We start from the raw sequence: 26,396 nt of genomic DNA on the forward strand, positions 1-26,396 counted from the left end.
CGAGCCCCGCAGTCGCGAACAGAGTCGGCACCGTGAGCGTGAGGACCGTCGATACCGGAAGGTACCCGTCATGAAGACCGCGCAGTTCACCCCGGCCGGCACACTGACCGCCGAGGACCTGGGCCGGATCCACCTGATCGGGGTCGGCGGGGTCGGAATGAGCGGGCTGGCCCGGCTCTTCCTCACCCGGGGCCTGCCGGTCTCCGGCAGCGAACTGCGGGACTGGCCGTCGCTGGCCGGGCTGCGCGCCCTCGGCGGGACCATCCACTCCCGTCATGAGGTGTCCAACCTCGACGGCGTCGACACCGTGGTCTACTCCTCGGCGATCCCGCAGGACCACCTGGAGATGGTGGAGGCGCGTCGGCGCGGGCTGCGGGTGCTGCACCGCTCCGAGGCCCTGGCCGCGGCGATGACCGGCCGGCGGACCGTGGCGGTGGCCGGCACCCACGGCAAGACCACCACCACCTCGATGGTGACGATGGTGCTTCAGCAGGCCGGCGTCGATCCGTCCTTCGTCATCGGCGGGGAGATCTCCGAGGTCGGCTCCGGGGCGCACCACGGCACCGGCGAACACTTCGTGGTCGAGGCGGACGAGAGCGACCGCTCGTTCCTGATCTACCGCCCGTACGTCTCGGTCATCACGAACATCGAGGCGGACCACCTCAACACCTACGGCGACCTGGCCACCCTGGAGGCGGCGTTCGCCGAGTTCGCCCGGCTCACCGACCCCGACGGGTTCATCGTCACCTGCGCCGACGACCCGGGCGGGCGGCGGCTGGCCGAGACGCTGCGGGCCGAGGGCCGCCGGGTGCACACGTACGGCGAGGCGTCCGACGCCGACCTGCGGCTGAGTGACATCGTCTCGTCCGCCCAGGGGGTGCGCTACCTGGCCGAGGTGGACGGCCGTTCGTTGGGCGAGATCCGGCTGCCGGTGCCGGGGCGGCACATGGGGCTCAACAGCGCCTCGGCGGTGCTGACCGCGTACCTGCTGGGGTTGCCGGTCGAGGCGGCGGAGGCCGCGCTCGGCGCGTTCCCGGGGGTGCGGCGGCGCTTCGAGCGCAAGGGTGTGGCCGACGGCGTGCTGGTCTACGACGAGTACGCCTACCACCCGACGTCGATGACCCTGGCGTTGCAGACGTTGCGTGAGGTGGCCGGCGACGGGCGGGTGATCGTGGTGTTCCAGCCGTACCGGCTCTACCGGACCCGGGACCTCCAGGCGGAGATCGCCGCGGCGCTGGGCATCGCCGACGAGCTGGTGCTGCTGGAGGTCTTCGGGCCGGGCGAGCTGCGCCAGCCGGGTGAGGGCTCGGCCGCGCTGGTCGAGGCCGTGCCGCTGCCGGCCGACCGGAAGGTCTTCGTGGACTCCTGGGACGACGCGCCGGTGGAGGTGGTCCGCCGGGCCCGCCCCGGCGACGTGGTGGTGACCATGGGCGCGCCGCCGATCTCGCTAATGGGCGACCAGCTCCTGGACGCCCTGTCGGCCCGCTCCGGTGACGCCGCCGCCGTCGACCCGGACGGCTCGGCGGCCACCGCCGGATGAGCCCCGGTCCGGCGCGCGGCCGTACCGCCGGCGTGGACCCGGGCGGGGGTCGGCGGGGGCCGGTGCGCCGCTGGCAGCTGGTCCGGGCCGGCACCGACGCGGTGCCGCCGTCCACCCGGCGGTTCATGGCCCGGGCCCGGCAGCGCCGGATGCGCGCGGCGCTGCCCTGGGCGGTGGCCGCCGGGGTGTTCGCCCTGGCCGCGCTGGTGGGCTGGACGGTCTTCGGCACCGGCCTGCTCGGGGTGCGTGAGGTCCGGGTGGAGGGCGCCGAACTGGTCAGCGAGGTGCAGGTCCGTGAGGCCGCCGCAGTGCCGGACGACTTTCCGCTGGCCCGGGTTGACCTGGCCGGCACCGGCCGGCGGATCGGCACGTTGGCCCCGGTGGAGCGGGCGACGGTCACCCGGGACTGGCCGGGCACGCTGGTGGTGCGGGTGGTGGAGCGGACGCCCGTGGCGGCGGTGCCACAGGGCGGCGCGTTCGCGGTGGTCGACCGCTCCGGGGTGGTCTTCCGGTCCCTGCCGCGGCAGCCGGACGGCCTGCCGGTGGTGCGGGTCGGCCGGCCGGGCCCGGAGGACCCCGGCACCCGGGCCGGGTTGGAGGTGCTGGGCGTGCTCACTCCCCAGCTCCGCGGGCAACTGGTGGAGGTGACCGTGGAGGGGCTGGCCCGGATCAGCCTGCGGCTGCGCGGCGACCGGACCGTGGTCTGGGGGGACGCCACCCGGGGCGCGGACAAGGCCCGGGTGGCCACGGCCCTGCTCGGTCGTGAGGCCGACACCATCGACGTCAGCGCTCCGGACGTGGTCACCTTCAAATGACCGGCCGGTCAGTGGTCCCTGGTCCGGGGGTGGCTGGTGGGCGGCGGAAGTGAGGCGTGGCCCTCTCCGGACGGCGACACGCCGGGCGGGTCCTTGGCTCCGGGCGTGAGGCCGCTTACGTTGCCCCGAAGAGGATCAGTAGTTGACATAACTGTAAGCCTCTAGTAGAGGGTGAGGGTTCAGCTCGGCCTCGCAGGGACAAGCTGATGTCGACGCTGGTCTGGCCAAGCCGTGTGGGGTCGGCCCATGCCAATCTCGAAGGGAAAGGACCGGAGATGACACCTCCGCACAACTACCTGGCGGTCATCAAGGTCGTCGGCATCGGGGGCGGCGGCGTCAACGCCGTCAACCGGATGATCGAGGTTGGGCTCAAGGGCGTCGAGTTCATCGCGATCAACACCGACGCGCAGGCGCTGCTGATGAGCGACGCCGACGTGAAGCTGGACGTCGGCCGCGAGCTGACCCGCGGGCTCGGCGCGGGCGCCAACCCGGACGTGGGTAAGAACGCCGCCGAGGATCACCGCGACGAGATCGAGGAGGTGCTCAAGGGCGCCGACATGGTCTTCGTGACCTGCGGCGAGGGCGGCGGCACCGGCACCGGCGGAGCGCCGGTGGTGGCGAACATCGCCCGCAAGCTCGGCGCGCTGACCATCGGCGTGGTCACCCGGCCCTTCTCGTTCGAGGGCAAGCGCCGCCAGGTGCAGGCCGAGGCGGGAATAGACGAACTGCGCAACCAGTGCGACACGCTGATCGTCATCCCGAACGACCGGCTGCTGGCGCTCGGCGACCGCAACATCAGCATGATGGACGCGTTCCGCACCGCCGACCAGGTTCTCCTCTCCGGTGTCCAGGGCATCACCGACCTGATCACCACTCCGGGTCTGATCAACCTGGACTTCGCCGACGTCAAGAGCGTGATGAGCGGCGCGGGCAGCGCCCTGATGGGCATCGGCAGCGCGCGCGGGGAGAACCGCGCGGTCGAGGCGGCCGAGGCGGCCATCTCGAGCCCGCTGCTCGAGCAGAGCATGGACGGCGCGCGTGGCGTGCTGCTCTCCATCGCCGGCGGCTCCGACCTGGGCCTGTTCGAGATCAACGACGCGGCCCAGCTGGTCACCGACGCGGCCCACCCGGACGCCAACATCATCTTCGGCGCGGTCATCGACGACGCGCTCGGCGACGAGGTGCGGGTCACCGTGATCGCCGCCGGCTTCGACGGCGGCACCCCGGCGTACAAGGCGGTCGAGCCGAGCCGCAAGACCAACCAGAACCAGCCGACCCAGCCCACCCCGCCGGCCACGCCGCAGACCACCATGCCGGCGCCCACCCAGTCGCCGCGTCGCGTGCTCTTCGACGACGTGGACGTGCCGGACTTCCTCAAGAACGGATCCTGACCGGCGGCCATGACCGACGCGAAGCCGACCGTGCTCCCGGACCGCCAGGCCGAGCTGGCGGCCGGGTTGGCTCAGGTCCAGGCCCGGATCGCCGACGCCTGCGCGGTCGCCGGGCGGGCCCGGTCCGAGGTCACCATGGTCGCGGTCACCAAGACGTACCCGGCCTCCGACGTGCTGGCCCTGGCCGGGCTCGGGGTGACCGAGGTGGGGGAGAACCGGGACCAGGAGGCGGCCGGCAAGGCCGCCGAGGTGGCCGCCGCCGGGGCGAGGCCGCGGTGGCACTTCATCGGGCAGTTGCAGCGCAACAAGTGCCGTTCGGTGGTCAGGTACGCCGACGTCGTCCAGTCGGTCGACAGCGCCCGGCTGGCCCGGGCGCTGGGCGCTGCGGCGGTGGCCGACCGGGATCGGCCCCTCGACGCGCTGATCCAGGTCAGCATCGACGGCGACCCGACCCGCGGCGGCGCGCTGCCGGGCTCCGCCGACCCGGACGCCGGACTGCACCCGGTGGCCGAGGCGGTGGCCCGCGCGGACGGGCTGCGGCTGGCCGGGCTGATGGCGGTGGCCCCGCTGGGCTGGGAGCCGGAGCGGGCGTTCGCCCGGCTGGCCGAGGTGGCGCGGGAGTTCCGGGCCGCCCACCCGGAGGCGGTCATGCTCTCCGCCGGAATGAGCGGCGACCTGGAAACCGCGATCGGGTATGGCGCGACACATGTCCGCGTCGGCAGCGCGTTGCTCGGAATGCGTTCCACGCTGCGGTAGCCTGACCGCGAGAAGCAAATTACATCAGTGTTGTTTCAGGAGCGGCGTCCCGTTGCCAGGGGGCCGGGCCCGTGAACGCGAATCACGGGCCGGGGATTGCCGTTCCGGTCCGGTGGGCAGTTGTCCACCCGCGAGAAGCGACACGGCACGGGGGCGCGTGCCGCACGGCGGACGGAAGGGCGCGGGATGGGTGCACTGCGCAAGGCGGGGGTCTGGCTCGGTCTGGTCGAGGAGGACGACGAGCGGGCCTACGACGACGGTGGCTACGAAAAGGGTGGCTACCGCGAGTCGCGTTACCGGCAGGGCCGGTACGCGGAGGAGTTCGCCGACGACGAGGACGACGAGGCCGACGAGCCGCCGGCTCCCCGACCCCGGGCCGGGGAGCGGGGCCGGCTGACCGAACGCTCCGCGAGCCGCGCGCTGGACACCGACCGGGCCGAGTCCGACCGTCCGGAGCGGGTCGAGCGCGAGCGCGAGCGTGCCGACCGGTCCAGCGTCCGGTCGATCACCCGCAACTCCGCCGGCGACGGCTCGGGCACGTTGAGCTATCACACCCGGGACAACCTGGCACTGGCCCCGCAGGGGCAGGCCCGGGAGCGGGCGGTGCCGGCCGAGGAGGAGCAGCGGTACCAGATCACCACGCTGCACCCGACCACGTACCGTGAGGCCCGCACGATCGGGGAGCACTTCCGCGACGGCGTTCCGGTGATCATCAACCTCACCGAGATGGACGAGGCGGATGCCCGCCGACTGGTCGACTTCGCCGCCGGGTTGGCGTTCGGCCTGCGCGGTACGATCGAGCGCGTGACCAACCGGGTGTTTCTGCTCTCACCGGCCAACGTCCAGGTCACCGCAGAGGACAAGGCCAAGATTGCCGAGGGCGGGTTCTTCAGCCTGAGTTAGCCCCGGCCGACCGAGGGACGTCGCCTGCTGTGTTGTCGATCCTGCTGCAAGTCCTGTACCTGATTCTGTATGTCTTCCTGATCATTCTTCTGGCCCGGTTTGTCCTCAGCGCGGTGCTCGCCTACGGCCGCCGCTGGCAGCCGGGGCGGGGGGCGACGGCGGGACTGGAATCCGTGTGGAGCGTCACTGATCCGCCTCTGAAGGCGTTGAGGCGTGTGATCCCTCCGCTGCGCATTGGTACCGTGAGCATCGACCTGGCCTCCCTTGTGCTCCTGGTTATCCTGTTCGTGCTGATGGAGTTCGTGTTGAAGCGGCTGATCCGCGGGTGGTGAACACCCGCAGGCCCAGCCCGCTACGCGGCCGCAACTGACCCGAGGAGTTTCGATGCCGCTGACCCCGGCCGACGTACACAACGTCGCCTTCAAAAAGCCGCCGATCGGCAAGCGGGGGTACGACGAGGAGGAGGTCGACGCCTTCCTGGACGAGGTCGAGCGTGAGCTTGCCCGTCTGATCGAGGAGAACAACGAGCTGCGCGCCCAGGTGGAGCGTGGCGGCCGTGGCGGCGCTCCCGCCGGCCCCGGCGGTGACGCCCGGCTCGCCGCCGAGCTGAACGACGTCAAGGCCCAGCTCGACCGGGTGCAGCGTGACAAGGCGGCGGCCGAGCAGGCCGCCCGCGCGATGCAGGCCGAGCTGGAGCAGGTCCGCACCCAGGGCGGCCCTGCCGTGGCCGGCGACGGCGAGCAGCAGGCGCTGCGGGTGCTGATGATGGCCCAGCGCACCGCCGACGACCACGTCTCCGACGCCCGTCGGGAGGCCGACCAGCTGCTCTCCGAGGCCCGTTCGAACGCCGAGGAGGTCACCCGTGAGGCACGCTCCAAGGCTGACGCCCTGGAGCGCGACGCCCGCCAGCGGCACCAGGAGGCCATGGGCGGCCTGGACGCCAAGCGCACCGCGCTGCAGAAGCACATCGAGGAGCTCAAGCAGTTCGAGCGGGAGTACCGCACCCGGCTCAAGGCGTACCTGGAGAGCCAACTGCGCGACCTCGACGGCCGCGGTCAGGGCCTGGAGGCCGAGATGACCCGCGAGGGCAGCCGGGCCGTGGGCGGCAGCAACGGCCTCGCGGCAGCCAGCCTCGCCGGCTCGTACAGCGGCGGTCGGTCCGGCGCCCTGGAGTCGGGTCGCTGATTCCGGTACGGCGGTCGTCGTGGGGACGACCGCCGACCACGCCCATCTGAATCCGACGCGGCGGGGGTGAGCCGTGATAGTCGTAAGCCTGTTGCTCATCCTCGTCGCCGTCGTGCTCCTGGTGGTCGGCCTCACCGGTGGTTCCAGCCTGCCGCTGACCGGCTCCATCGCGGCCAGCCTGCTGGCCGCCGTCGCGTTGGTGGTCGGTGCCCGCCAGGCGGCCGCCACCCGGGCGGCAGCCGGGCGTTCCGACCCGGACGCCACCTGGGTCCGCCGGCGACCGGCCGGCGAGGACCCGGAGTCCGAGGCCCACTTCCAGACCGGGCCGGACATCCCGGCCCAACATGTTCCCCCGACGATCGGTGCCGACGACACCGGGTGGCGGCAACCACCCGGGTCGTCGGCCGTCGTCGGGGAGGACCCGCACGCCGACGGGCAGCCGTACGCGGCCGAGGACCCGCTCGACCCGCACGCCGACGGGCAGCCGTACGCCGGCGAGGACCCGTACGCGGGTCCGGCCGACCCGGACCAGGTCGCGGCGCCGCCGGACGAGCCGCCCGCGCTGCGGGTGTCCCCGTCGGACGCCGCGCTGGTCGCTCAGCTCGACGACGAGGTCGAGGTCATCGACGGGCGGCCCCGCTATCACCTGGCCGACTGCCCGCACCTGCTCGGCCGTGTCGCCGAGCCGCTGCCGGTGGCCGAGGCCGTCCGGCTGGGCTTCACCCCGTGCGCCGGCTGCGCGCCGGACACCTTCCTGCTCGCCGACGCCCGGCCACTCTGACGCCCCATGGACGACGCGCTCACCGTTGCCGTGCGGGTGAAGCCGGGGGCAGCCCGGGCCCGGGTCGGCGGCCGGCACGACGGCCCGCACGGGCCGGCCCTGGTGATCGCGGTGAACGCCCCGCCGGTCGACGGCCGGGCCACCGAGGCGGCTCGTCGGGCGCTGGCCGAGGCGCTCGGCGTCCGGCCTGCGGCCGTGTCGTTGCGGGCCGGCTCGGCCAGCCGGGACAAGCTCTTCCTCGTCGAGCGCCCGTCGCCGGAGCTGGCGCAGGCGCTGCGCCGGCTGCGCGATGGGGCCGACCGGTGACGGCTGCCCGCCCCGGGCCGGCATGACCCCCGGTTTCGACCTCACGCTGCTGCTCGGCGCCGCGGTGCTGCTGGTGGCCGTCGGCGCGGTCCGCTTCTCCACCCGGCTCGGCGTGCCGAGCCTCCTGGTCTACCTCGCGCTCGGCATGGCGATCGGCGAGTCCGGGTTGGGCATCCGGTTCGACGACGTCGAGCTGACCCGCACCCTCGGCTTCTGCGCCCTGATCGTGATCATCGCCGAGGGTGGGTTGACCGCCCGGTGGAGCGCCCTGCGACCGGTGCTCGGGCTGGCCGCGGTGCTGTCCACCGCCGGGGTGGTGGTGAGCATTCTGGTGGTCGGCCTGGCGGTGCATCTGCTGCTCGGGCTGGATTGGCGGCTGGCCATGCTCTACGGCGCGGTGCTCTCCTCGACCGACGCCGCCGCCGTCTTCGCCACCCTGCGCCGGCTGCGCCTGCCGCCCCGGCTGGTCGCCACCCTGGAGGCCGAGTCGGGGATGAACGACGCCCCGGTGGTGCTGCTGGTGGTGCTGCTGTCCCGGGCGGCCGCCGAGGCCGCCCACCCGTGGTGGTACGAGGGTCTGCTGCTCGGCTACGAGCTGGGCGTGGGCGTCGCGGTCGGGCTGGGCGTCGGGCTCGCCGGCCGGGCGGCGTTGCGCAAGGCGGCGCTGCCCTCGGCCGGGCTCTACCCGATCGCGGCGGTCGGCTTCACCGTGCTCGCGTACGCGGCGGGCGCGGTGCTGCACGCCTCCGGCTTCCTGGCCGTGTACGTCGCGGGGGTGCTGCTGGGTAATGCCCGGTTGCCGCACCGGCAGGCCATCCTCGGCTTCGCCGACGGGCTGGCCTGGCTGGCCCAGATCGGCCTGTTCGTCCTGCTCGGGCTGCTGGCCTCACCGGCCCGGCTGGACGCGGCGCTGCTGCCGGCGATTGTCGCCGGGCTGGCGCTGGTGCTGGCGGCCCGGCCGCTGTCGGTGGTGGTGTCCGCCTGGCCGTTCCGCTTCGGCCTGCGCGACCAGGCGTTCCTGTCCTGGGCCGGGCTGCGCGGGGCGGTGCCGATCGTGCTGGCGACCATCCCGCTGTCGGAGCGGGTGCCGGGCGCGGAGCGGCTCTTCGACGCGGTCTTCGTGCTGGTGGTCATCTTCACCCTGCTCCAGGCGGGCACCCTCGCCCCGGCCGCCCGCTGGCTGGGAGTGACCGCGCCGGCCGAGCCGGCGGAGATCCGGGTGGAGATCGCCCCGCTGGAGCGGATGCGGGCGGACCTGCTCCAGCTGGAGGTGCCCCCGCAGTCGCGGCTGGCCGGCGTCCATGTGGACGAGCTGCGGCTGCCGGTGGGCGCCTCGGTGACCCTGGTGCTGCGCGACGGGGTGGGCTTCGTGCCCGGCCCGGACACCCGGCTGAAGACCGGCGACAGCCTGTTGATCGTGGCGACGTCGGGGGCGCGGGACGCCGCTGAGCGGCGGCTGCGCGCGGTCAGCCGCCGGGGACGCCTGGCCCGGTGGTTTGGGGAGTACGGCGAGGATCGCGACGATTGATCTGCTAGCGTTCGTTTTGCCCATTTGAGGGCTTTTCGGGGCGGAATGACGGGGCGGCGGTGCGGCACGTTGTCGGACGCCTGTACGTTCCGTATTCTTGCCAACCTCCGGAGTGCGCGGCGACCGTTGCCGTGCGCCCGTTTTGTTACCTGGGGGCGCCAGGCCGGCGACCCCTGTCCAGGGGCCGCGGCAGCGCCGCGGCGCCGCGGCGCTAGGGAGCGACGATGGCGAAGCCAGCCGACACCAGGACCGCCGGCCGCAAGCCGGTGGCCAAGGCCACCCGCAGCGTCGCGGAGACCGAGAAGATCCGGGCGGCCCTGGCGGCGCGGCGGGACGAGTTGCGCGCCGAGTACGATCAGACGTTGAGCGAGATCACCGAGCTGCAGCGCGATCGGCTGACGGACTCGGCCGGGGACGACCAGGCCGACACCGGCACCAAGACGTTCGAGCGGGAGCAGGAGATCTCACTCGCCAACAGCATCCGGGAACGGATCACGCAGGTCGAGCGGGCGCTGGAGCGGCTCGACGAGGGCGGCTACGGCTGGTGCGAGCGGTGCGGCGACCCGATCCCGGTGGAGCGGCTCGCCGCCTTCCCGTCGGCGACGCTCTGCGTGAAGTGCAAGCAGCTGGAGGAGCGGCGCTGAATTCGCTCCCCGGCCGATCAGGACGGTGAGCGATCACCGCCGAGAGCGTCGATGGGGAGCAGATGACGGCTACACCGCCCGCCGGGTCCGAGACCGGCACCGCCGAGCCGGGCGGGGCCACGCCCCCGGCCCGGCGCCGGGCGATCGTGATCCTCGTCGCGGTCGCCCTGGTGGCGTTCCTGGCCGACCTGCTCACCAAGCACCTCGCCCTGCTCGAACTCAGCGACAGGGAGCCGGTGAAGCTGCTCGGCGGCGCGGTCTACCTCAGCCTCACCCGCAACAGCGGCGCGGCGTGGGGCATCGGCGGCGACCACACCTGGGTCTTCCCGCTGATCACCATCGGGGTGGTCGGCTGGATCGGGTGGATGGCCCTGCGGCTGCGTTCGCTGCCCTGGGCGGTCTCGCTCGGTCTGGTGCTCGGCGGGGCACTGGGTAACCTGGGCGACCGGATCTTCCGGGCCCCCGGCCACTTCGTCGGCCACGTGGTCGACATGATCAGCCTGTTCGACCCGTACGGCCAGGTGTGGCCGGTGTTCAACCTGGCAGACAGCTCGCTGCTCTGCGGGGTGGTGCTGGCCGTGGTGCTGGAACTCACCGGGCGTCAGCGCGACGGCTCCCGGCTCGGCAGGGACAAGGCCGCCGACGCGGTCCCGGCCGGACAGCGGGAGCGGGCATGACCGCGGCGTTCGCCGCGGGCGGCGACCAGCGTTCCCTGCCGGTGCCGGACGGCCTGGACGGCATGCGGCTCGACCAGGCCGTGTCCCGGCTCTTCGGGCTCTCCCGCACCGCCGCCGCGGCCCTGGTCGACGCCGGTGACGCGCTGGTCGACGGCGCTGCCCGGCCCAACTCGCACAAGGTCAAGGCCAACTCGTGGCTGGAGGTGACGCTGCCGGCCCCGGCCGCCCCGCCGACGGTGGTGCCGCAGACGGTTCCCGGCCTGCGGGTGGTGTACGCCGACGACGACATCGTGGTCGTGGACAAGCCGGTGGGCGTGGCGGCCCACCCCAGCCCCGGCTGGACCGGCCCGACCGTGATCGGCGGGCTGGCCGGCGTCGGGCACCGGATCTCCACCAGCGGCGCCGCCGAGCGGCAGGGCGTGGTGCACCGCCTCGATGTCGGGACCACCGGGATCATGGCGGTGGCCAAGAGCGAGCAGGCGTACACCGCGTTGAAGCGGGCCTTCAAGTACCGCGAGGTGGAGAAGCGCTATCACGCCGTGGTGCAGGGCCACCCGGACCCGCTGCGCGGCACCATCGACGCCCCGATCGACCGGCACCCGAACCACGACTACCGGTGGGCCGTGGTCTCCGACGGCAAGCCCAGCGTCACCCACTACGACACGCTGGAGGCGTTCCCGGCGGCGAGCCTGCTGGACGTCCGGCTGGAGACTGGCCGGACCCATCAGATCCGGGTGCACTTCTCCGCCCTGCGCCACCCCTGCGTGGGCGACCTCACCTACGGCGCGGACCCGACGCTGTCCGCCCGGCTGGGCCTGGGCCGGCAGTGGCTGCACGCCCGGTCGCTGAGTTTCCTGCACCCGCGTACGGGCGACGAGGTGACCTTCGTCAGCGACTACCCGGCCGACCTGGAACGGGCGCTGGAGATCCTCCGCGACTGACCTGACGTCCCACCGAGACTCTGCCGACGAGAGGGCCCGCGCGGTGCGCGCTACCGAACCACCGCGGTCCGACCAGCCGTCGTCGGGCCCGGAACCCGGGCCGGCCGCCGCGACCGGCCCCGCCGCCCGTCGCGCCCCGGCCGGAGTGGCCCGCCGGCCCGGCCTGCTCACCTCGGCCGCGCTGCTGGCGGTGGCGGCGGTGCTGCTCACCGCCGGGTGGGCGAGCCGCCAGGACCGGCCGGCGGGGGACCGCACGGTGGGTGAGGTGACCCGGGTCGGAATCGCCTCCGGCGACCCGATCCCCGGGTACCTGCGCGCCGCCGCGGCCGAGCTGGCGGCCCTGCCGGCCGGCGGGTCGCCGGCCGGAACGTACGCGCTGGTGTCGTTCTCGGCGTACGTCGCCCCGGGCGGGCTGGCGGCGCTGCTCGACGGCGTGTCCGTCGCGGAGGTGGTGGCCCGGGTGCCGCTGCCCGGCCGGCAGAGCGAGATCGTCCGGCTGCCGGTCCAGTGGCTGCCGCAGGACGTGACCGCCGGGATGGCCGGGGTGGCCGCCCGCAAGGACCGCGAGGCCGCCGACCAGCGGGCCCGGGCCGCCGGTGCCGCCGATCCCGAGCTGCGCCGGGGGTACGAGACCGGGGCGCAGGTCGCGGCGGACGAGGCGGCGGCATATCGGGCGGGGTGTGCCTGCCTGTACGCGGCGATGGTGCGGGGCGTGCCGGAGGCGCTGCGCGTGCTGGCCGGTCGGCCGGGGGTCCGGTCCGTCGAACCTGCCCCGGAGCTGCGCCGGTTGGACCGCACGGTGGTCACCCCACCGCTGCCCGAACAGCGCGACGTGGCCCGCCCGCCGGCCGACACCGGGCCGGTGCCGGGGGTGGGCGAAACGTCGGAAGCGGCACCGAAGGTTGTGGTGTCGTCACCGCCTGTCGGCCCGGCGTCGGCCGGGGAGGTCCCGCCGAGCGCCGCGACCTCGCCGTACGCGGCCGACGGCGGCCCGGAGGCGGTGCCTCGGTGACAAAGACGGACCAGAATGTGCGCAGACCGGTGTGGTCCGAATAGGGTTTCGTTCGTAGCCTGTCAGGCGGAGATCGATGGCGCTGGGAGGGCGAGCCTTGGACGGCACGGAGACCGGCTGGGGTCGACCGGCCGAGCCAGCACCGCGGTGGCGGGCGCTGCTCGACCGGGCCCGCCACGGCGGTCGTACCGCTGAGCAGGCCGAGGCCGACCATCGTGCCGAGGAGGCGTCCAGGGCGGCCCCCGAGCCGTTGCCCCGGCGCACGTCGGGCAACGGCTACGCCGGGCGGGCGCCGGCGATCGGCCGCTCCGCCGAGCCGTCGTACGGCGCGGAGCCCGGCCACCCGGCCGAGCCACCCCACGCGGGCTACCGGGCCGGGGCGAGCTACCGGGTGGACCCGGCCTACCGGATCGACCCGGGCTACCAGCCCGAGCCCTCCTACCAGCCCGAGCCGACGTACCAGGCGGAGCCGTCCTACCAGCCCGGGCCGGCATACCAGTCCGAGCCCGCCTATCCGGTCGAGCCGGTGTACCCGGTCGAGCCGGTGTGGCGGGCCGAGCCGGCCCGCCACGAGCCGGCCCATCCGGAGCCGGAGCCGGCGCGCCGTGCCGACCTCGCCCCGCCCGCCCAGTCCCGGTACGCGATGCTGGACAACGGCTACCGGTCCGAGCCGTCACCGGTCGAGTCGCGGTACGCGCTGCTGGACAACGGCGGGTACCGGCCCGGGCCGACGTACCAGCCGCAGATCGAGCCGGCCTACCCGGTCGAGCCGGTGTACCAGTCCCCGGTCGAGCCGGCCTACCCGGTCGAGCCGGTGTACCAGTCCCCGGTCGAGCCGGTGTACCAGCCTCCGGTCGAGCCGGCCTTCCAGGCCGGGCCGCCGGCAGTGGTGGACCGGGGCTACCCGGCCCGGATCGAGTGGCGACCGCAGAGCCCGGAGAGCGAGCTGGAGCGGTCTGCCGGGGTGCTCCGCCGCGAGCTGGGCACCTCCCGGGTGCTCGCCTTCGCCAACCCCAAGGGCGGGGTGCACAAGACCACCGCCACGGTGTTGGCCGCCGCCACCGTGGGCAGCGTGCGGGGCCGGGGCGTGCTCGCGTGGGACGACAACGAGCTGCGCGGCACCCTCGGGCTGCGCGCCGGCAGCGCCCGGCACGCCCGGACCATCCGGCACCTGATCGGCGACCTCGCCCAGATCGAGATCCGCGAGGGCGCCGAGCTGCTGGCGAGCCTGGACGACTATCTGCGGCACGCCTCCGACGGCTCGTACGACGTGCTGGCCGGGGAGGAGAGCCCCCGGTTCGCCCAGCGGCTGGACCAGTTCACCGTCAAGCGGGTGCTGGAGCTGCTGCGCCGAACCCACGACGTGGTCTGCGTGGACACCGGCAACAACGTGGAGAGCCCGAACTGGCGCACGGTGATGCAGGCCGCCGACCAGCTGGTGGTCACCACCGTGCCCCGGGAGGACGCCGCGTTCAGCGCGGACTGGATGCTCGACCTGCTGCACGAGGTGGGCATGGGCGAGCTGGCCGAGAACGCGGTCACCCTGATCTCCTGCCCGACGCCCGGCCGCTCGCCGCTGCAGGACGACCTGGAGCGGCACTTCGCCACCCGGACGAGGGCCGTGACCGTGGTGCCGTACGACCCGGCGCTGGAGACCGGGTCCTCGATCGAGTACCAGCAGCTCCAGCCGGAGACCCGCCAGGCCTGGCTGCGCGCCGCGTCGACCATGCTCGAACCCTTCGCCGACTGAGACCGTCCGGCGGCACCGACGCCCCGGGGGTGGGTCCGGTCTGGAAGGATCAACCGGTGAGCCCGGACACCTCCGATCCCGACCGCCCCCTGCCCCCACCCGCCGCGCCGGGCGGGCCCGAGCCCGGGGCGCACCCCCGGCCGGTGGCGGGCCCGGAGGCCCCCGGCTGGTCCGCCGGCCTGCCGGTGCCGGCGGGCACCCCCGCCGCCGCGCCCGGCGCGGACCCGCTCGCCTGGCCGGCCCCCGACCCCGGGGCGTCCGGACCGGCGACTCCCGACGCCGGCTACGTCCTGTTCCCCGACGCCGACCGGCCGGCGCGTCGGCCGGGGCGGTCGATCGCAGTGGCGCTCGGCGCGGCGGCGGCGCTGGCCGCGCTGGGCGTTCCGCTGGGGCTTCTCTGGGCGGCCGTCGCGCCCGACACCCCGGTGGTCAAGACCGCCGCGGGTGCCGTCTACGCCCAGCCGCAGCCGGAGCAGCCGATCGCCGCGGACGGCTGGTTCAGCATGCTCGGGCTCGGGTTCGGCGTGCTCGCCGCGCTGGCCCTGTGGGTGCTGTTGCGTCGCAGCCGAGGCCCCGCCGGGCTGCTCGCCGGTGTGCTCGGCGGGCTCGCGGCGGCGCCGGTGGCCTGGCAGGTCGGCCGCCGGGTCGGCCTGTCGACGTACGACCGTCTGCTGGCCGACGCCCCGGTGGGGCGGGCGTTCACCAAGCCCGCCGACCTGCGCGCCGGGGGCGTGCACTGGTTCCTCGACGTGCTCCCGGTGCCGTACGGCAACCTGCTGCTGCCGGCGTTCGCCGCGGCCGTGACGTACACCCTGCTGGCTGGCTGGTCCCGATGGCCGTCGCTGCGCCGGGAGCCGACGCCCGACCTGGCCTGGGTCCCGGCCGCCCCGCCCGGCGGCTTCCCGGCCGCCCCGCCGGGGGTCAGTTGGGGGCCGGCGGGCTCGCCAGCTCCGACAGCGGCACCGGAACCGCCCGCACCTGGCGCAGCAGAGCCGCCTCGCGGTTGAGCAGCCGCAGCTCGGCGCGGAGCCGGGCGGTCGTGTCGTCGATGGCGAGCAGCCGCTGCCGGTCGTCCACGGTCAGCATGGCCGTCGCGGCGACCAGGTGGGACAGGACGGTGGGGTCCTCCGGGAGCTGCTCGGAGATATCCTCCGGGTCGGGGCGGATCAGCCCGAGGTACTGCCGGAACACCGAGATCACCCGGGCCGCCAGCAGGTCGCTGCCCTCGTCCGGGCCGCCCGGCTCCGGCAGCCACTCCACCTCGGCGGTCAGGTACGGCTCGGCACGCTCGTCGACGTCGGTGATGCGGAACCGCCGCCGTCCCACCGTGACGATGTCGAACCCGCCGTCGGCCAGCTCGGTCACCTGACGCACCTCGGCGGTGCAGCCCACCTCGTGCAGCGTGACGTCCCCGACGCCGGGGACGGGTCGCTCCGTGGCCCCGGGGGCCACCTCCCAGCCGGCCCGGATCGCCACCACCCCGAACTCGCGGGGCGTGCCCTCGGGCAGGCCCACCAGATGGCGCACCAGGGCCCGGTAGCGTTCCTCGAAGATGTGCAGGGGCAGCACCAGACCGGGGAAGAGCACCGTCCCGAGGGGGAAGATCGGCAACCGTGCAGTCACGTGGTCGAGCGTAGCCCGCCCGCGCCGCGTCGGCGTGGCTCGGCTCACCGTCCCGGCCTGCGGGCGGCGCGGGCCTGCGCCGGGCGGTCCGCCTAGACTCGCAGGGGTGTTGAATCGGATCGACCTGCGCGGCGGCGTCCAGGACCCGCGCCGCCTGCTGCCCCGTGCCCAGCTCGACGTCTCCGTGGCCGTCGAGCGGATCCGCCCACTCGTGGAGGCGGTCCGGGAGCATGGGTACCCGGCGATCCGGGAGGCGAGCGAGCGGTTCGACGGCGTCTCGCCGGAGCGGCTGCGGGTCCCCGCCGAGGCGATCGTCGAGGCCGAGGGGACGCTCGACCCGCAGGTCCGCGCAGCGCTGTCGGAGTCGATCAGCCGCGCCCGGAAGGTGCACGCCGACCAGCGGCGCACCGACCACACCACGCAGGTGGTGCCGGGCGGCACGGTCACCGAGCGCTGGGTGCCGGTGGACCGGGTCGGCCTGTACGTTCCCGGCGGCCTGGCGATGTACCCGTCGACGGTGGTGATGAACGTGGTCCCCGCCCAGGCGGCCGGGGTCCGTTCCCTGGTGGTGGCCAGCCCGCCGCAGCAGGACAACGGCGGCCTGCCCGACGCCCGGGTCCTCGCGGCCTGCGCGCTGCTCGGCGTCGACGAGGTGTACGCCGTCGGCGGCGCCCAGGCGGTGGCCATGCTCGCGTACGGCTCGGCGGTCGACCCGGCCGGCGCGGAGCGCTGCGACCCGGTCGACATGATCACCGGCCCGGGCAACATCTGGGTGACCGCCGCGAAGCGGCTGCTGCGCGGGGTGGTCGGCATCGACGCCGAGGCCGGCCCGACCGAGATCGCCATCCTCGCCGACGACACGGCCGACCCGGCGCACGTCGCCGCCGACCTGGTCAGCCAGGCCGAGCACGACCCCCTCGCGGCCAGCGTGCTGGTCACCCCGTCGCCCGCGCTGGTCGAGGCGGTCGAGCGGGAGCTGGCCCGACAGGTGCCCGCGACCAAGCACGCCGAGCGGGTCACCACCGCGCTCACCGGTGAGCAGAGCGGCGTGGTCCTCGTCGACGACCTGGAGGCCGGCCTGCGGGTGGTCGACGCGTACGCCGCCGAGCACCTGGAGATCCAGACCGAGAACGCCCGCGAGTGGGCGCTGCGGGTGCGCAACGCCGGGGCGATCTTCGTCGGCGCCTGGTCGCCGGTGTCGCTGGGCGACTACTGCGCCGGCTCCAACCACGTGCTGCCCACCGGCGGCTGCGCCCGGCACTCCTCGGGCCTGTCGGTGCAGTCCTTCCTGCGCGGCGTCCACCTCATCGAGTACACCGAGCAGGCGCTGCGCGAGGTGGCCCCACACGTCGTCACCCTGGCCGGGGTGGAGAACCTGCCGGCCCACGGCCAGGCGGTCAGCGTGCGTTTCCCGGGAGACACCCCGTGAACGAGCGAGGCAGGGTGGCGGGCGCGAGTGCCATCGACGACCTGCCGATCCGCGACGACCTGCGCGGGCTGTCCCCGTACGGGGCGCCGCAGCTCGACGTGCCGGTGCGGCTGAACACCAACGAGAACTCCTACCCGGTGCCCGAGCCGGTGGTCGACGCGATCGGCAAGGCCCTCGCGGCGGAGCTGCGCGACCTCAACCGGTATCCGGACCGCGACGCCGTGGCGCTGCGCGCCGACCTGGCGGCGTACCTGGGTCACGGGCTCACCGTCGAGCAGGTGTGGGCGGCCAACGGCTCCAACGAGATCCAGCAGCAGCTGCTCCAGGCGTTCGGTGGCCCGGGGCGCAGCGCGCTCGGCTTCGCCCCGGCGTACTCGATGCATCCGCTGCTGGCCCTGGGCACCGGCACCCGCTGGGTGCCGGCCCGGCGTGGGGCGGACTTCGGGCTGACCGCCGACGAGGCGGTGGCCCAGGTCCGCGAGCACCGCCCCGACGTGGTCTTCCTCTGTTCGCCGAACAACCCCACCGGCACCGCGCTGGACCCGGCGGTGGTCGCCGCGGTGCTGGCGGAGGCCCCCGGCATGGTGGTGGTCGACGAGGCGTACGCCGAGTTCGCCCGCCCGGGCACGGTCAGCGCCCTCGCGGTGCTGCCCGGCCACCCGAGGCTGGTGGTGACCCGGACGATGAGCAAGGCGTTCGGCTTCGCCGGCGGCCGGCTCGGCTACCTGGCCGCCGACCCGGCTGTGGTGGCCGCGGTGCAGCTCGTCCGGCTGCCGTACCACCTCTCCGCGCTCACCCAGGCCGCCGCCCGCGCGGCGCTGGCGCACCGCGACGCCCTGCTCGGTACGGTCGAGGCGATCATGGGGCAGCGGGACCGGATCGTCGCCGAGCTGCGCGCCCGGGGTCACCGGGTGGCCGACAGCGACGCCAACTTCGTGCTGTTCGCCGTGGGTGGCGACCAGGCGGTGGCCTGGCGCGCCCTGCTCGACGCCGGCGTGCTGGTCCGCGACGTCGGGTTGCCCGGCTGGCTGCGGGTCACCGCCGGCACCCCCGCCGAGACCGACGCCTTCCTCACCGCGATGGAGAGACTTCAATGAGCCGGACCGCCCGGGTGGAGCGGATCACCAAGGAGACCAAGGTGTTCGTCGAGATCGACCTCGACGGCACCGGAGCGGCCGAGATCGGCACCGGGGTCGGCTTCTACGACCACATGCTGCACCAGATCGCCCGGCACGGCGGCTTCGATTTGACCGTGCGCACCGTCGGCGACCTGGAGATCGACGCCCACCACACGATGGAGGACACGGCGCTGGCCCTGGGCGCCGCGTTCGACGAGGCGCTGGGGGACAAGGCCGGCATCCGGCGGTACGGCTCGGCGACCGTCCCGATGGACGAGGTCCTGGTCCGCGCCGCCGTCGACCTGTCCGGCCGCCCGTACGTGGTGCACGACGAGCCGCCGCTCGCGCCGTACATCGGGCCGGTCTACCCGACCAGCATGACCCGGCACATCTGGGAGTCCTTCGGCCAGGCGGCCCGGATCACCCTGCACGTGGACGTGCTGCGGGCGGCCCGACCCGGCGGCCACCCGGACGCCCACCACGTGGTGGAGGCCCAGTTCAAGGCGGTCTCCCGCGCCCTGCGCGAGGCCACCGCCATCGATCCGCGCGCGGCCGGCGCGATCCCCAGCACGAAGGGCGCGCTGTGAGGCCGGGCGCGCGGAAGGGACGATCCTGATGGGGTCTGTGTTGCCGATGCTGCTGTTGATCCTCGCCGGGGTGCTGGTCGGCGGGGTGTGGTCGCTGCACCGCCAGGGCGCGCCGCGTAGCGCGGTGGTGATCACCGCGCTGCTCGCGGTGGTGGCCACCGTCGGCGGGGTGCTCTGGTTGCTGCCCGGGGAGGGCTCATGAGCGAGCGTGGCGAGCGAATCGTCGGGCACAGTGCCGTGGTGTCTCATGGTGGCGCGGAGCGCAGCGGAGTGCCGGCATGAGCGAGCGTAGCGAGCGGATCGTGGTGCTCGACTACGGCTCGGGCAACCTGCGCTCGGCCGAGCGGGCCCTGGAACGGGCCGGCGCGCACGTCACGGTGACCGGCGACCTGACCGCCGCCGCCGAGGCCGAGGGCCTGGTCGTTCCGGGCGTCGGCGCGTTCGCCGCCTGCATGGCCGGGATCGAGGCGATCGGCGCGGGCCCGGTGATCGCCGAACGGGTCGCGGCCGGCCGTCCGGTGCTGGGCATCTGCGTCGGCATGCAGGTGCTCTTCGAGCACGGGGACGAGCACGGGGTGGTCACCAAGGGGCTCGGGCTGCTGCCCGGCGCGGTGACGCGGCTGGCCGCCGCCCGGCTGCCGCACATGGGCTGGAACACCGTGCACGCCCCGGCGTCGTCGACGCTCTTCGCCGGCCTGCCGGCCGACAGCCGCTTCTACTTCGTCCACTCCTACGGGGTGACCGACCCGGCGGCGCTGGCCGCGGCCGGGGCGACGGTGACCACCGCGCACCACGAGACGGACTTCGTGGCCGCGGTCGAGCGCGGCGCGTTGTCGGCAGCCCAGTTCCATCCGGAGAAGTCGGCCGACACCGGCGCGGCGCTGCTGCGCAACTGGCTGGCCACCGTGACCGTCGGTGGCTGAGCGGGTCACCGGGCCGGGCCGGGCCGCCGCGGGCCGGCCGCCCGTCGGCCCGGCGACGCCGGGCCGGGGCGTCCGATGAGCAAGGAGCGGGCCCGCCGCCGGGAGGCCCGCGAGGCCCAGTTGGAGCGGGAGCGGGCCGTCCGCCGCCGCCGGGTGGCCCGCCGGGAGCGCCGCCGCGCGCTGGTACGCCGGCTGCTGCCCCACTGGTCGCGCCGCCGTTCGGGTCGGCTGGCCCGGCACACCCGGGGCGAGCGGGCCGCGATCGTGGGGCTGACCGGGGTGGCGGTGCTCGGCATCTGGAGTTTCGTCGACGAGTTGGCGCTGCGGCTGGTGCTGGTCGTGTTGTTGCTGCTGGTCCTGCCGGCGGCCGTGGTGCTCGCCCTGGGCCGCCGGTCCTGATCCACCGTGTTCCCGATTCGAGGAGAAGAGCGTTGAGCCTCACCCTGTTGCCCGCCGTGGACGTCGCCGACGGCCAGGCCGTCCGGCTCGTGCAGGGCGCCGCCGGCAGCGAGACCACCTACGGCGACCCGTTGGAGGCGGCGCTGGCCTGGCAGCGCGACGGCGCGGAGTGGATCCACCTGGTGGACCTGGACGCCGCGTTCGGTCGTGGCTCCAACGCGGCCCTGCTGGCCGAGGTGGTTCGCCGGCTCGACGTCAAGGTGGAGCTGTCGGGCGGCATCCGGGACGACGAGTCGCTGCGGGCCGCCCTGGGCACCGGCGCGGCCCGGGTCAACATCGGCACGGCCGCGCTGGAGGACCCGCAGTGGTGCGACCGGGTCTGTGGCGAGTACGGCGACCGGGTCGCCATCGGGCTGGACGTGCGGGGTCGTACCCTGTCGGCGCGCGGCTGGACCCGCGACGGCGGCGACCTGTTCGAGGTGCTGGAGCGGCTCGACAAGGCCGGCGCCGCCCGGTACGTGGTGACCGACATCACCAAGGACGGCACCATGCGGGGGCCGAACCTGGACCTGCTGCGCGAGGTGTGCTCCCGCACCGCCGCCCCGGTGATCGCCTCCGGCGGCGTCTCGGCGCTGGACGACCTGCGGGCCCTGGCCACCCTGGAGCCGGTGGGCGTGGAGGGTGTGATCGCCGGCAAGGCGCTGTACGCGGGCGCGTTCACCGTGCGGCAGGCCCTCGACGTGCTGGCCGCCGCGTGACCGTCACCCGGCTCGGCTCGGGCGGCCCCTGGGAGCAGCTCTACGGCTACTCCCGGGTGGTCCGGGCCGGCGACCGGGCCGTCACGGCCGGCTGCACCGCCACGGTCGACGGGCGTGTCGTGCACGTGGGGGATGCCGCGGCGCAGACCGCCCAGGCGCTGCGGATCGGCCTGGCGGCCCTGGCCGAGGTCGGCGCGGAGCCCGGGGACGTGGTGCGCACCCGGATGTACGTGACCGACCGCGCGTACGCCGACGAGGTGGGCCGGGCCCACAACGCGGTGTTCGGCGCGGTCCGCCCGGTGGCGACCCTGGTCGTGGTGGCCGCCCTGCTGGACCCGGACCACCTGGTCGAGGTGGAGTTGGAGGCGTACCTCGACGACCGCTAGACCGCCCCGCCCCGCCCGGCTCCGGTGAGGGCGGGTTGAGGCGGGCCGCCTGACACCTCGCGCAGCGCAGCCCGACCAGCGACCGAAGGGACGACACCGTGACCGTCAACCGTGAGATCCACCTGGCCTCCCGCCCGCAGGGCTGGCCGACCGCCGAGAACTTCCGCCTTGTGGAGACCGAGGTGCCCACCCCGGGGCCCGGCCAGCTCGTGGTGCGCAACCAGTTCATGTCCGTCGATCCGTACATGCGGGGGCGGATGAACGACGTCAAGTCCTACGCGCCGCCCTTCGCCCTCGACGCCCCGCTCGACGGCGGCGCGCTCGGCGAGGTGGTGGCCGGTGAGGCCGACGGGATCGCCCCGGGCGACACGGTCCTGCACGGCCTCGGCTGGCGGGAGTACGCCCTGGTCGACGCCCGGGACGCTCGCAAGGTCGACCCGGACCTGGCCCCGGTGAGCACGTACCTGGGCGTGCTCGGCATGACCGGGCTGACCGCGTACGCGGGGCTGCTCGACGTGGCCGCGATGAAGCCGGGCGAGACGGTCTTCGTCTCCGGCGCGGCGGGAGCGGTGGGCAGCGTGGTCGGCCAGATCGCCAAGCTCAGGGGCGCCGGCCGGGTGGTCGGCAGCGCCGGCTCGGCGGCCAAGGTCGAGCGGCTGGAGGAACTGGGCCTCGACGCCGCGTTCGACTACCACGACGGCCCGGTGCGCGACTCGCTCAGGGCCGCCGCGCCGGACGGGATCGACGTCTACTTCGACAACGTCGGCGGGGACCACCTGGAGGCGGCCATCGGTGCGATGAGGCTGCACGGCCGGGCCGCGATCTGCGGGATGATCGCCCAGTACAACGACAGCGAGCCGCCGGCGGCCCCGCGCAACCTGGCGCTGGTCATCGGCAAGCGGCTCACCCTGCGCGGCTTCCTGGTCCGCGACCACAACCACCTGCGCGACCGGTTCGTCCAGGAGGTCGCCGGCTGGCTGCGCGAGGGGAAGCTCTCGTACGACGAGACGGTCGTCGACGGCATCACCCGCGCCCCGGAGGCCTTCCTCGGCCTGCTCCGCGGCGAGAACCTCGGCAAGATGCTCGTCCGGCTGTAGACCCCCGCCCCACCCGCCCCGACGCCCAAACTCCCACCCATCCCGCGCCCCTCCTTGTTCCGGTGCGCGCACTTTCACGGAATGTGTTGGCATCGGCGCGCGCCATGGCCACAGATTCCGTGAAAGTGCGCGCAGGTGGGGTGGGCGGGTGGGTGGTGGGCGGTCACGGAGGGGGCGGGCGGGGAGAGGATAGGCTTCGCGGCATGACGGTGGCGGTACGGGTCATCCCGTGTCTGGACGTGGACGCCGGGCGGGTGGTCAAGGGGGTCAACTTCCTCGACCTACGCGACGCCGGCGACCCGGTGGAGCTGGCGGCGGCGTACGACCGGGCGGGCGCGGACGAGCTGACCTTCCTGGACGTGACCGCCTCCTCCGGCGAGCGGGGCACCATGCTCGACGTGGTGCGGCGCACCGCCGAGTCGGTCTTCATCCCGCTCACCGTGGGCGGCGGCGTCCGGCAGGTCACCGACGTCGACACCCTGCTGCGCGCCGGCGCCGACAAGGTGGGGGTGAACACCGCCGCCATCGCCCGCCCGGAGCTGATCGCGGAGATCGCCGACCGGTTCGGCCGGCAGGTGCTGGTGCTCTCCCTCGACGTGCGCCGGGCGCCGGCCGGGGTCACCCCGAGCGGTTTCGAGGTGACCACCCACGGTGGTCGCCGGGGCACCGGGATCGACGCCGTCCGGTGGGCGCGGCGCGGCGCCGAGCTGGGCGCGGGGGAGATCCTGCTCAACTCGATGGACGCCGACGGCACGAAGGCCGGCTTCGACCTGGAGCTGATCGGCGAGGTCCGCCGGGTCGTCGACGTGCCCGTGGTGGCCAGCGGCGGCGCGGGCGAGATCGCCCATTTCCCGCCGGCGATCGCCGCCGGGGCGGACGCGGTGCTCGCGGCCAGCGTCTTCCACTTCGGCGAGCTGACCGTCGGCGAGGTCAAGGGCGTGCTGCGCGGCTCGGGTCACCCCGTCCGCTGACGTCGCCCTCCGGGCGGGGCCGGGGTCAGCCCCGGCCGGAGTGGCCCTCGGGGGAGCGGCGCGGGGCCGGGATCGAGCGGACCACGTACTCCTGCACGGCGGCGGCGTGCTCCTCCTTCTCCAGCGTCCAGTCGGCGCTGCCGGGGGTGTGCCGCCGGCACAGCACGCCCTGCACGGTGTCCACGGCGGTGGACAGGCCGGCGTTCGGCCGGGTGCGCCACAGCCGCTCTCCGTCGGCGGTGAGCCGGAACCAGCCGTCCGAGACGCTGACCAGGCCGGCGCCGGCGAGCCGTCGGACCGCCGTCTCCACCTCGTGCCGTTCGGGGATGGCGTGGTTGAGGTGGTCGGCTGTGGAGAGCACGTCAGCGAGCCGGACGCCCTCCGGCCGTCGGGTGGACGCCGCCCGGCGGTGTCGCCCCGCACCGTTCGCGATCACCAGTGAAACGAAGATCCAGGCGTCGGCCCAAAGCCATCCGTTCTCCCCCATGCAGGAATGATGCCGTGCGCCGCCGAGCAAGGAAACACCCACTTTTCCCGGCCCGGCATTTCCGCAGCTCAGCGCGGTTGACCGCAGTCCGTCGCCGGTGCTTCGACCACATTATGGCCGTCCGGCTCCGGGCCGGCCGCGATCCGATCGTCCCGCTCCGGGCCGGCGGGCCCCGGCGCGGCGGGTTCCCGGGGCGGCAGGTCCACCGTGAAGACGGGCAGGAAGAACTGGGCCAGCGGCCCGATGGTGAGCGCGTAGGCGACCGTGCCGACGCCGACCGTGCCGCCGAGCAGCCAGCCCAGGGCCAGCACGGTGATCTCGATGACGGTGCGTACCAGCCGGACGGACCGTCCGGGTCGGCGGGCCACGTACCCGGTCATCAGGCCGTCGCGGGGGCCCGGTCCGAGCCGCGCGCCGAGGTAGAGGGCGGTGGCGGCGCCGTTGGCGACGATCCCGGCGACCAGCAGCGCCGCCCGTGCCGCGAGCGGGCCGCCGCCGGGCAGCAGGGCCAGGGTGGCGTCCACCACCAGCCCGATCACCAGCACGTTGCTCACCGTGCCCAGGCCGGGACGCTGCCGTAGCGGGATCCACAGCAGCAGCACCAGCGCGCCGACCGCGATGGTGACGGTGCCGAACGACAGCCCGGTGAGCCGGGAGAGCCCCTCGTGGAACACGTCCCAGGGATCGAGGCCGAGCCCGGAGCGGATCATCAGCGCCATGCTGACGCCGTAGAGGAGCAGGCCCGCGTAGAGCTGGGTCAGCCGCCGGACCGGCCGCTGCCGGAGATTGCCAATCGGTGCCATGCATGCCACCCTAGGGTCCAATTGGAGCGGCATAAGGAGCCAATATCGGGAGGGTGGCCATGACAAGTCAGGTGCGTGGCACCCAATTGGCCCGACTGCTCGGGCAGTGGCACGCCCTGCCGGGCCGCCGCCGCAGCCCGGACTACGCGGCGCTCGCCGCCGCAGTCCGAGGGCTGCTCGCCGACGGCCGGCTGCCCCTGGGGGTGCGCCTGCCCGCCGAGCGGGAGCTGGCCGAGGCGCTGCGGATCAGCCGGACCACGGTCACCGCCGCGTACCGGCTGCTGCGGGAGACCGGCCACCTGGCCAGCCGGCGGGGCGCGGGGAGCTGGACCATGCTCCCCGGCACCCACCGGGTCGCCAGCACCGGGCTGTGGACCCCGCAGGACGACCGGGACATGATCGACCTCGGGGTGGCCGCGCTGGCCGCCCCGGCGGAGCTGATGCCCGCCGCCCGCGCCGCCGCCGAGGACCTGCCCCGCTACCTGGGCGGCGCCGGCTACCACCCGACCGGCATCATCGAGCTGCGCGAGGCCGTGGCCGCCGGGTACACCGACCGGGGCCTGCCCACCTCGCCCGACCAGATCATGGTCACCAGCGGCACCCAGCACGCGCTGGACCTGGTGCTGCGGCTGGCCCTGGCCCCCGGCGGCAGCGTGCTGGTCGAGTCGCCGACCTACCCCAACGCCCTCGCCGCGCTGGCCGCCCGGCGGGCCCGGATCACCACCCACGGGCTGGCCACCGACGGCGCCGGGTGGGATGCCGACCTGCTGCTGGGCAGCCTGCGTCAGGGGCGGCCGAAGCTGGCGTACCTGATCCCGGAGTTCCAGAACCCGACCGGGCACCTGATGCCCGCCGAGCTGCGCGAGCGGGTGGTCGGCGCGGCCCACGCCGCCGGCACCGACCTGGTCATCGACGAGTCGTTCGTGGACCTGCCGCTGGACGGCACCCCGCTGCCGCCGCCGGTGGCCACCTTCGACCGGCACTCCCGGGTGATCTCCATCGGCGGGATGAGCAAGCCGTACTGGGGTGGCCTGCGCATCGGCTGGGTGCGCGCCTCCGCACCCCAGGTGCAGCGGCTGGCCGCCGCCCGGGTCGGGGTGGACATGGCCGGCCCGGTGCTGGACCAGCTGGTCGCGGTCCACCTGCTGGCCGACGCGTCGACCATCGTGGCCGCCCGGCGGGTGCAGCTCGCCGCCCAGCGCGACGCGCTGACCGGCGCGCTCGCTCAGCGGCTGCCCGACTGGCGGGTCACCGTCCCGCGCGGCGGGGTGACGCTCTGGGCCGAGCTGGACGGGCCGATCTCCAGCGCGCTCGCCCGGGCCGCCGAGGAGGTCGGCGTACGGCTGGCCCCCGGCCCCCGGTTCGGCCTGGACGGGACGCTGGAGCGGTTCCTGCGGCTGCCGTTCACCCTGCCGGCCGCGGACCTGGTCGACGCCGTGGGGCGGCTCGCCGCGGTCCGGTACGACCTGGACCGCGGCGGCCGGCCGCGGTGGCGGGAGCCGGCCGTCATCGCCTGAGCGGCGCGCCGCGGCCCGGACGACGTCCCGGCCGGGCCCGGCACCCGATGCGGCGATCGCGGGGTGGGG

At 74.7% G+C, this 26,396-nt stretch carries 30 protein-coding genes; 27 read left to right on the plus strand and 3 right to left on the minus strand.

The features are described from left to right. The first annotated feature begins 70 nt into the window (after positions 1-70). The 16 genes from murC to OG559_RS20865 all read left to right on the plus strand — a co-directional run bounded on the left by murC (position 71) and on the right by OG559_RS20865 (position 15,236). Positions 71-1,540 (plus strand): UDP-N-acetylmuramate--L-alanine ligase, encoded by a 1,470-nt coding sequence (murC, locus tag OG559_RS20790; RefSeq protein WP_405106113.1) that lies wholly within the window; start codon positions 71-73, stop codon positions 1,538-1,540. A gap of 32 nt (positions 1,541-1,572) precedes the next feature. Continuing rightward, positions 1,573-2,355: a cell division protein FtsQ/DivIB gene (locus OG559_RS20795; RefSeq protein ID WP_405116830.1), complete on the plus strand. Its 783-nt coding sequence runs from the start codon at positions 1,573-1,575 to the stop codon at positions 2,353-2,355. Positions 2,356-2,630: 275 nt separating this feature from the next. Further along, the gene (ftsZ, locus tag OG559_RS20800; RefSeq protein ID WP_387023476.1) at positions 2,631-3,746 is read left to right on the plus strand and encodes a cell division protein FtsZ; all 1,116 of its coding nucleotides are present in this window, start codon (positions 2,631-2,633) and stop codon (positions 3,744-3,746) included. Positions 3,747-3,755: 9 nt separating this feature from the next. Further along, on the plus strand, positions 3,756-4,502 hold the full coding sequence (locus OG559_RS20805) for a YggS family pyridoxal phosphate-dependent enzyme (RefSeq protein WP_405106116.1): 747 nt from the start codon (positions 3,756-3,758) through the stop codon (positions 4,500-4,502). Between the two features lie 186 nt (positions 4,503-4,688). Next, entirely contained in the window at positions 4,689-5,405 is a 717-nt protein-coding gene (locus OG559_RS20810; protein WP_405106118.1) for a cell division protein SepF, read from the plus strand. A gap of 29 nt (positions 5,406-5,434) precedes the next feature. After that, entirely contained in the window at positions 5,435-5,737 is a 303-nt protein-coding gene (locus tag OG559_RS20815; protein ID WP_161690198.1) for a YggT family protein, read from the plus strand. Positions 5,738-5,789: 52 nt separating this feature from the next. Then, the gene (locus OG559_RS20820) at positions 5,790-6,590 is read left to right on the plus strand and encodes a DivIVA domain-containing protein (protein WP_396670935.1); all 801 of its coding nucleotides are present in this window, start codon (positions 5,790-5,792) and stop codon (positions 6,588-6,590) included. 73 nt (positions 6,591-6,663) lie between these two features. Continuing rightward, a complete protein-coding gene (locus OG559_RS20825; RefSeq protein WP_405106120.1) occupies positions 6,664-7,371 on the plus strand; it encodes a hypothetical protein in 708 nt (235 codons plus the stop codon). Positions 7,372-7,377: 6 nt separating this feature from the next. After that, positions 7,378-7,677 (plus strand): DUF167 domain-containing protein, encoded by a 300-nt coding sequence (locus tag OG559_RS20830; protein WP_405106122.1) that lies wholly within the window; start codon positions 7,378-7,380, stop codon positions 7,675-7,677. A gap of 22 nt (positions 7,678-7,699) precedes the next feature. Next, positions 7,700-9,205: a potassium/proton antiporter gene (locus OG559_RS20835; protein WP_405116832.1), complete on the plus strand. Its 1,506-nt coding sequence runs from the start codon at positions 7,700-7,702 to the stop codon at positions 9,203-9,205. Between the two features lie 224 nt (positions 9,206-9,429). Further along, positions 9,430-9,849: a TraR/DksA family transcriptional regulator gene (locus OG559_RS20840; protein WP_405106124.1), complete on the plus strand. Its 420-nt coding sequence runs from the start codon at positions 9,430-9,432 to the stop codon at positions 9,847-9,849. Between the two features lie 62 nt (positions 9,850-9,911). Continuing rightward, on the plus strand, positions 9,912-10,526 hold the full coding sequence (gene lspA / locus OG559_RS20845; RefSeq protein ID WP_396670930.1) for a signal peptidase II: 615 nt from the start codon (positions 9,912-9,914) through the stop codon (positions 10,524-10,526). Continuing rightward, positions 10,523-11,467, plus strand: coding sequence for an RluA family pseudouridine synthase (locus OG559_RS20850; protein WP_405106126.1), 945 nt, complete (start codon positions 10,523-10,525; stop codon positions 11,465-11,467). The genes lspA and OG559_RS20850 overlap by 4 nt, the downstream gene beginning before the upstream one ends. A 43-nt stretch (positions 11,468-11,510) precedes the next feature. Further along, positions 11,511-12,479 (plus strand): hypothetical protein, encoded by a 969-nt coding sequence (locus tag OG559_RS20855; protein ID WP_405106128.1) that lies wholly within the window; start codon positions 11,511-11,513, stop codon positions 12,477-12,479. A 97-nt stretch (positions 12,480-12,576) separates the two neighbouring features. Then, complete coding sequence (locus OG559_RS20860) at positions 12,577-14,229, plus strand: AAA family ATPase (protein WP_405106130.1); 1,653 nt, start codon at positions 12,577-12,579, stop codon at positions 14,227-14,229. Between the two features lie 56 nt (positions 14,230-14,285). Then, positions 14,286-15,236, plus strand: coding sequence for a DUF2567 domain-containing protein (locus OG559_RS20865; RefSeq protein WP_405106132.1), 951 nt, complete (start codon positions 14,286-14,288; stop codon positions 15,234-15,236). On the opposite strand, the gene OG559_RS20870 is transcribed toward OG559_RS20865, so the two are convergent. Next, the gene (locus tag OG559_RS20870; protein ID WP_405106134.1) at positions 15,151-15,852 is read right to left on the minus strand and encodes an LON peptidase substrate-binding domain-containing protein; all 702 of its coding nucleotides are present in this window, start codon (positions 15,850-15,852) and stop codon (positions 15,151-15,153) included. The two genes, OG559_RS20865 and OG559_RS20870, sit on opposite strands and share 86 nt — an antisense overlap. A gap of 106 nt (positions 15,853-15,958) precedes the next feature. On the opposite strand from OG559_RS20870, the gene hisD reads away from it, so the two are divergent. The 10 genes from hisD to hisF all read left to right on the plus strand — a co-directional run bounded on the left by hisD (position 15,959) and on the right by hisF (position 23,520). Continuing rightward, entirely contained in the window at positions 15,959-17,281 is a 1,323-nt protein-coding gene (gene hisD / locus OG559_RS20875) for a histidinol dehydrogenase (RefSeq protein WP_405106136.1), read from the plus strand. Positions 17,282-17,295: 14 nt separating this feature from the next. Next, complete coding sequence (locus tag OG559_RS20880; RefSeq protein ID WP_405116834.1) at positions 17,296-18,378, plus strand: histidinol-phosphate transaminase; 1,083 nt, start codon at positions 17,296-17,298, stop codon at positions 18,376-18,378. Further along, entirely contained in the window at positions 18,375-18,986 is a 612-nt protein-coding gene (gene hisB, locus OG559_RS20885) for an imidazoleglycerol-phosphate dehydratase HisB (RefSeq protein WP_405106138.1), read from the plus strand. The genes OG559_RS20880 and hisB overlap by 4 nt, the downstream gene beginning before the upstream one ends. 28 nt (positions 18,987-19,014) lie before the next feature. Then, positions 19,015-19,188 (plus strand): hypothetical protein, encoded by a 174-nt coding sequence (locus OG559_RS20890; RefSeq protein WP_405106140.1) that lies wholly within the window; start codon positions 19,015-19,017, stop codon positions 19,186-19,188. Positions 19,189-19,264: 76 nt separating this feature from the next. Beyond that, complete coding sequence (hisH, locus tag OG559_RS20895) at positions 19,265-19,909, plus strand: imidazole glycerol phosphate synthase subunit HisH (RefSeq protein WP_405106142.1); 645 nt, start codon at positions 19,265-19,267, stop codon at positions 19,907-19,909. A gap of 75 nt (positions 19,910-19,984) precedes the next feature. Then, entirely contained in the window at positions 19,985-20,308 is a 324-nt protein-coding gene (locus OG559_RS20900; protein WP_405106144.1) for a hypothetical protein, read from the plus strand. Between the two features lie 32 nt (positions 20,309-20,340). Next, the gene (gene priA, locus OG559_RS20905; protein WP_405106146.1) at positions 20,341-21,066 is read left to right on the plus strand and encodes a bifunctional 1-(5-phosphoribosyl)-5-((5-phosphoribosylamino)methylideneamino)imidazole-4-carboxamide isomerase/phosphoribosylanthranilate isomerase PriA; all 726 of its coding nucleotides are present in this window, start codon (positions 20,341-20,343) and stop codon (positions 21,064-21,066) included. Beyond that, complete coding sequence (locus OG559_RS20910; RefSeq protein WP_405106148.1) at positions 21,063-21,452, plus strand: RidA family protein; 390 nt, start codon at positions 21,063-21,065, stop codon at positions 21,450-21,452. Before priA ends, OG559_RS20910 begins: the two co-directional genes overlap by 4 nt. A gap of 98 nt (positions 21,453-21,550) precedes the next feature. Continuing rightward, positions 21,551-22,549 (plus strand): NADP-dependent oxidoreductase, encoded by a 999-nt coding sequence (locus tag OG559_RS20915; protein ID WP_405106150.1) that lies wholly within the window; start codon positions 21,551-21,553, stop codon positions 22,547-22,549. 203 nt (positions 22,550-22,752) lie between these two features. Beyond that, on the plus strand, positions 22,753-23,520 hold the full coding sequence (gene hisF / locus OG559_RS20920; RefSeq protein ID WP_405106152.1) for an imidazole glycerol phosphate synthase subunit HisF: 768 nt from the start codon (positions 22,753-22,755) through the stop codon (positions 23,518-23,520). A gap of 25 nt (positions 23,521-23,545) precedes the next feature. Here the strand turns inward: hisF and OG559_RS20925 are convergent, their stop codons facing one another. Together OG559_RS20925 and OG559_RS20930 are read right to left on the minus strand one after the other, a co-directional pair. Beyond that, positions 23,546-24,007 carry a hypothetical protein gene (locus OG559_RS20925; protein ID WP_405106154.1) on the minus strand — a complete coding sequence of 154 codons (462 nt, stop codon included), beginning with the start codon at positions 24,005-24,007 and terminating at the stop codon, positions 23,546-23,548. A 68-nt stretch (positions 24,008-24,075) separates the two neighbouring features. Next, complete coding sequence (locus tag OG559_RS20930) at positions 24,076-24,810, minus strand: YitT family protein (RefSeq protein ID WP_405106156.1); 735 nt, start codon at positions 24,808-24,810, stop codon at positions 24,076-24,078. Positions 24,811-24,869: 59 nt separating this feature from the next. On the opposite strand from OG559_RS20930, the gene OG559_RS20935 reads away from it, so the two are divergent. Then, a complete protein-coding gene (locus OG559_RS20935; RefSeq protein WP_405106158.1) occupies positions 24,870-26,327 on the plus strand; it encodes a PLP-dependent aminotransferase family protein in 1,458 nt (485 codons plus the stop codon). The last annotated feature ends 69 nt before the right edge of the window (positions 26,328-26,396 follow it).

The sequence above is a fragment of the Micromonospora sp. NBC_01405 genome (assembly GCF_045040155.1).
Lineage (GTDB): Bacteria > Actinomycetota > Actinomycetes > Mycobacteriales > Micromonosporaceae > Micromonospora.

What these genes read in the sequence shown, in the direction of transcription:
- OG559_RS20930 (WP_405106156.1), bottom strand. Translation starts at nt 24,810, where the DNA reads ATGGCACCGATTGGCAATCTCCGGCAGCGGCCGGTCCGGCGGCTGACC.
- OG559_RS20890 (WP_405106140.1), top strand. Translation starts at nt 19,015, where the DNA reads ATGGGGTCTGTGTTGCCGATGCTGCTGTTGATCCTCGCCGGGGTGCTG.
- OG559_RS20925 (WP_405106154.1), bottom strand. Translation starts at nt 24,007, where the DNA reads ATGGGGGAGAACGGATGGCTTTGGGCCGACGCCTGGATCTTCGTTTCA.
- OG559_RS20840 (WP_405106124.1), top strand. Translation starts at nt 9,430, where the DNA reads ATGGCGAAGCCAGCCGACACCAGGACCGCCGGCCGCAAGCCGGTGGCC.
- OG559_RS20820 (WP_396670935.1), top strand. Translation starts at nt 5,790, where the DNA reads ATGCCGCTGACCCCGGCCGACGTACACAACGTCGCCTTCAAAAAGCCG.
- OG559_RS20835 (WP_405116832.1), top strand. Translation starts at nt 7,700, where the DNA reads ATGACCCCCGGTTTCGACCTCACGCTGCTGCTCGGCGCCGCGGTGCTG.
- OG559_RS20810 (WP_405106118.1), top strand. Translation starts at nt 4,689, where the DNA reads ATGGGTGCACTGCGCAAGGCGGGGGTCTGGCTCGGTCTGGTCGAGGAG.
- lspA (WP_396670930.1), top strand. Translation starts at nt 9,912, where the DNA reads ATGACGGCTACACCGCCCGCCGGGTCCGAGACCGGCACCGCCGAGCCG.
- OG559_RS20805 (WP_405106116.1), top strand. Translation starts at nt 3,756, where the DNA reads ATGACCGACGCGAAGCCGACCGTGCTCCCGGACCGCCAGGCCGAGCTG.
- hisF (WP_405106152.1), top strand. Translation starts at nt 22,753, where the DNA reads ATGACGGTGGCGGTACGGGTCATCCCGTGTCTGGACGTGGACGCCGGG.
- murC (WP_405106113.1), top strand. Translation starts at nt 71, where the DNA reads ATGAAGACCGCGCAGTTCACCCCGGCCGGCACACTGACCGCCGAGGAC.
- OG559_RS20850 (WP_405106126.1), top strand. Translation starts at nt 10,523, where the DNA reads ATGACCGCGGCGTTCGCCGCGGGCGGCGACCAGCGTTCCCTGCCGGTG.
- hisH (WP_405106142.1), top strand. Translation starts at nt 19,265, where the DNA reads ATGAGCGAGCGTAGCGAGCGGATCGTGGTGCTCGACTACGGCTCGGGC.
- OG559_RS20935 (WP_405106158.1), top strand. Translation starts at nt 24,870, where the DNA reads ATGACAAGTCAGGTGCGTGGCACCCAATTGGCCCGACTGCTCGGGCAG.
- hisB (WP_405106138.1), top strand. Translation starts at nt 18,375, where the DNA reads ATGAGCCGGACCGCCCGGGTGGAGCGGATCACCAAGGAGACCAAGGTG.
- OG559_RS20830 (WP_405106122.1), top strand. Translation starts at nt 7,378, where the DNA reads ATGGACGACGCGCTCACCGTTGCCGTGCGGGTGAAGCCGGGGGCAGCC.
- ftsZ (WP_387023476.1), top strand. Translation starts at nt 2,631, where the DNA reads ATGACACCTCCGCACAACTACCTGGCGGTCATCAAGGTCGTCGGCATC.
- OG559_RS20900 (WP_405106144.1), top strand. Translation starts at nt 19,985, where the DNA reads ATGAGCAAGGAGCGGGCCCGCCGCCGGGAGGCCCGCGAGGCCCAGTTG.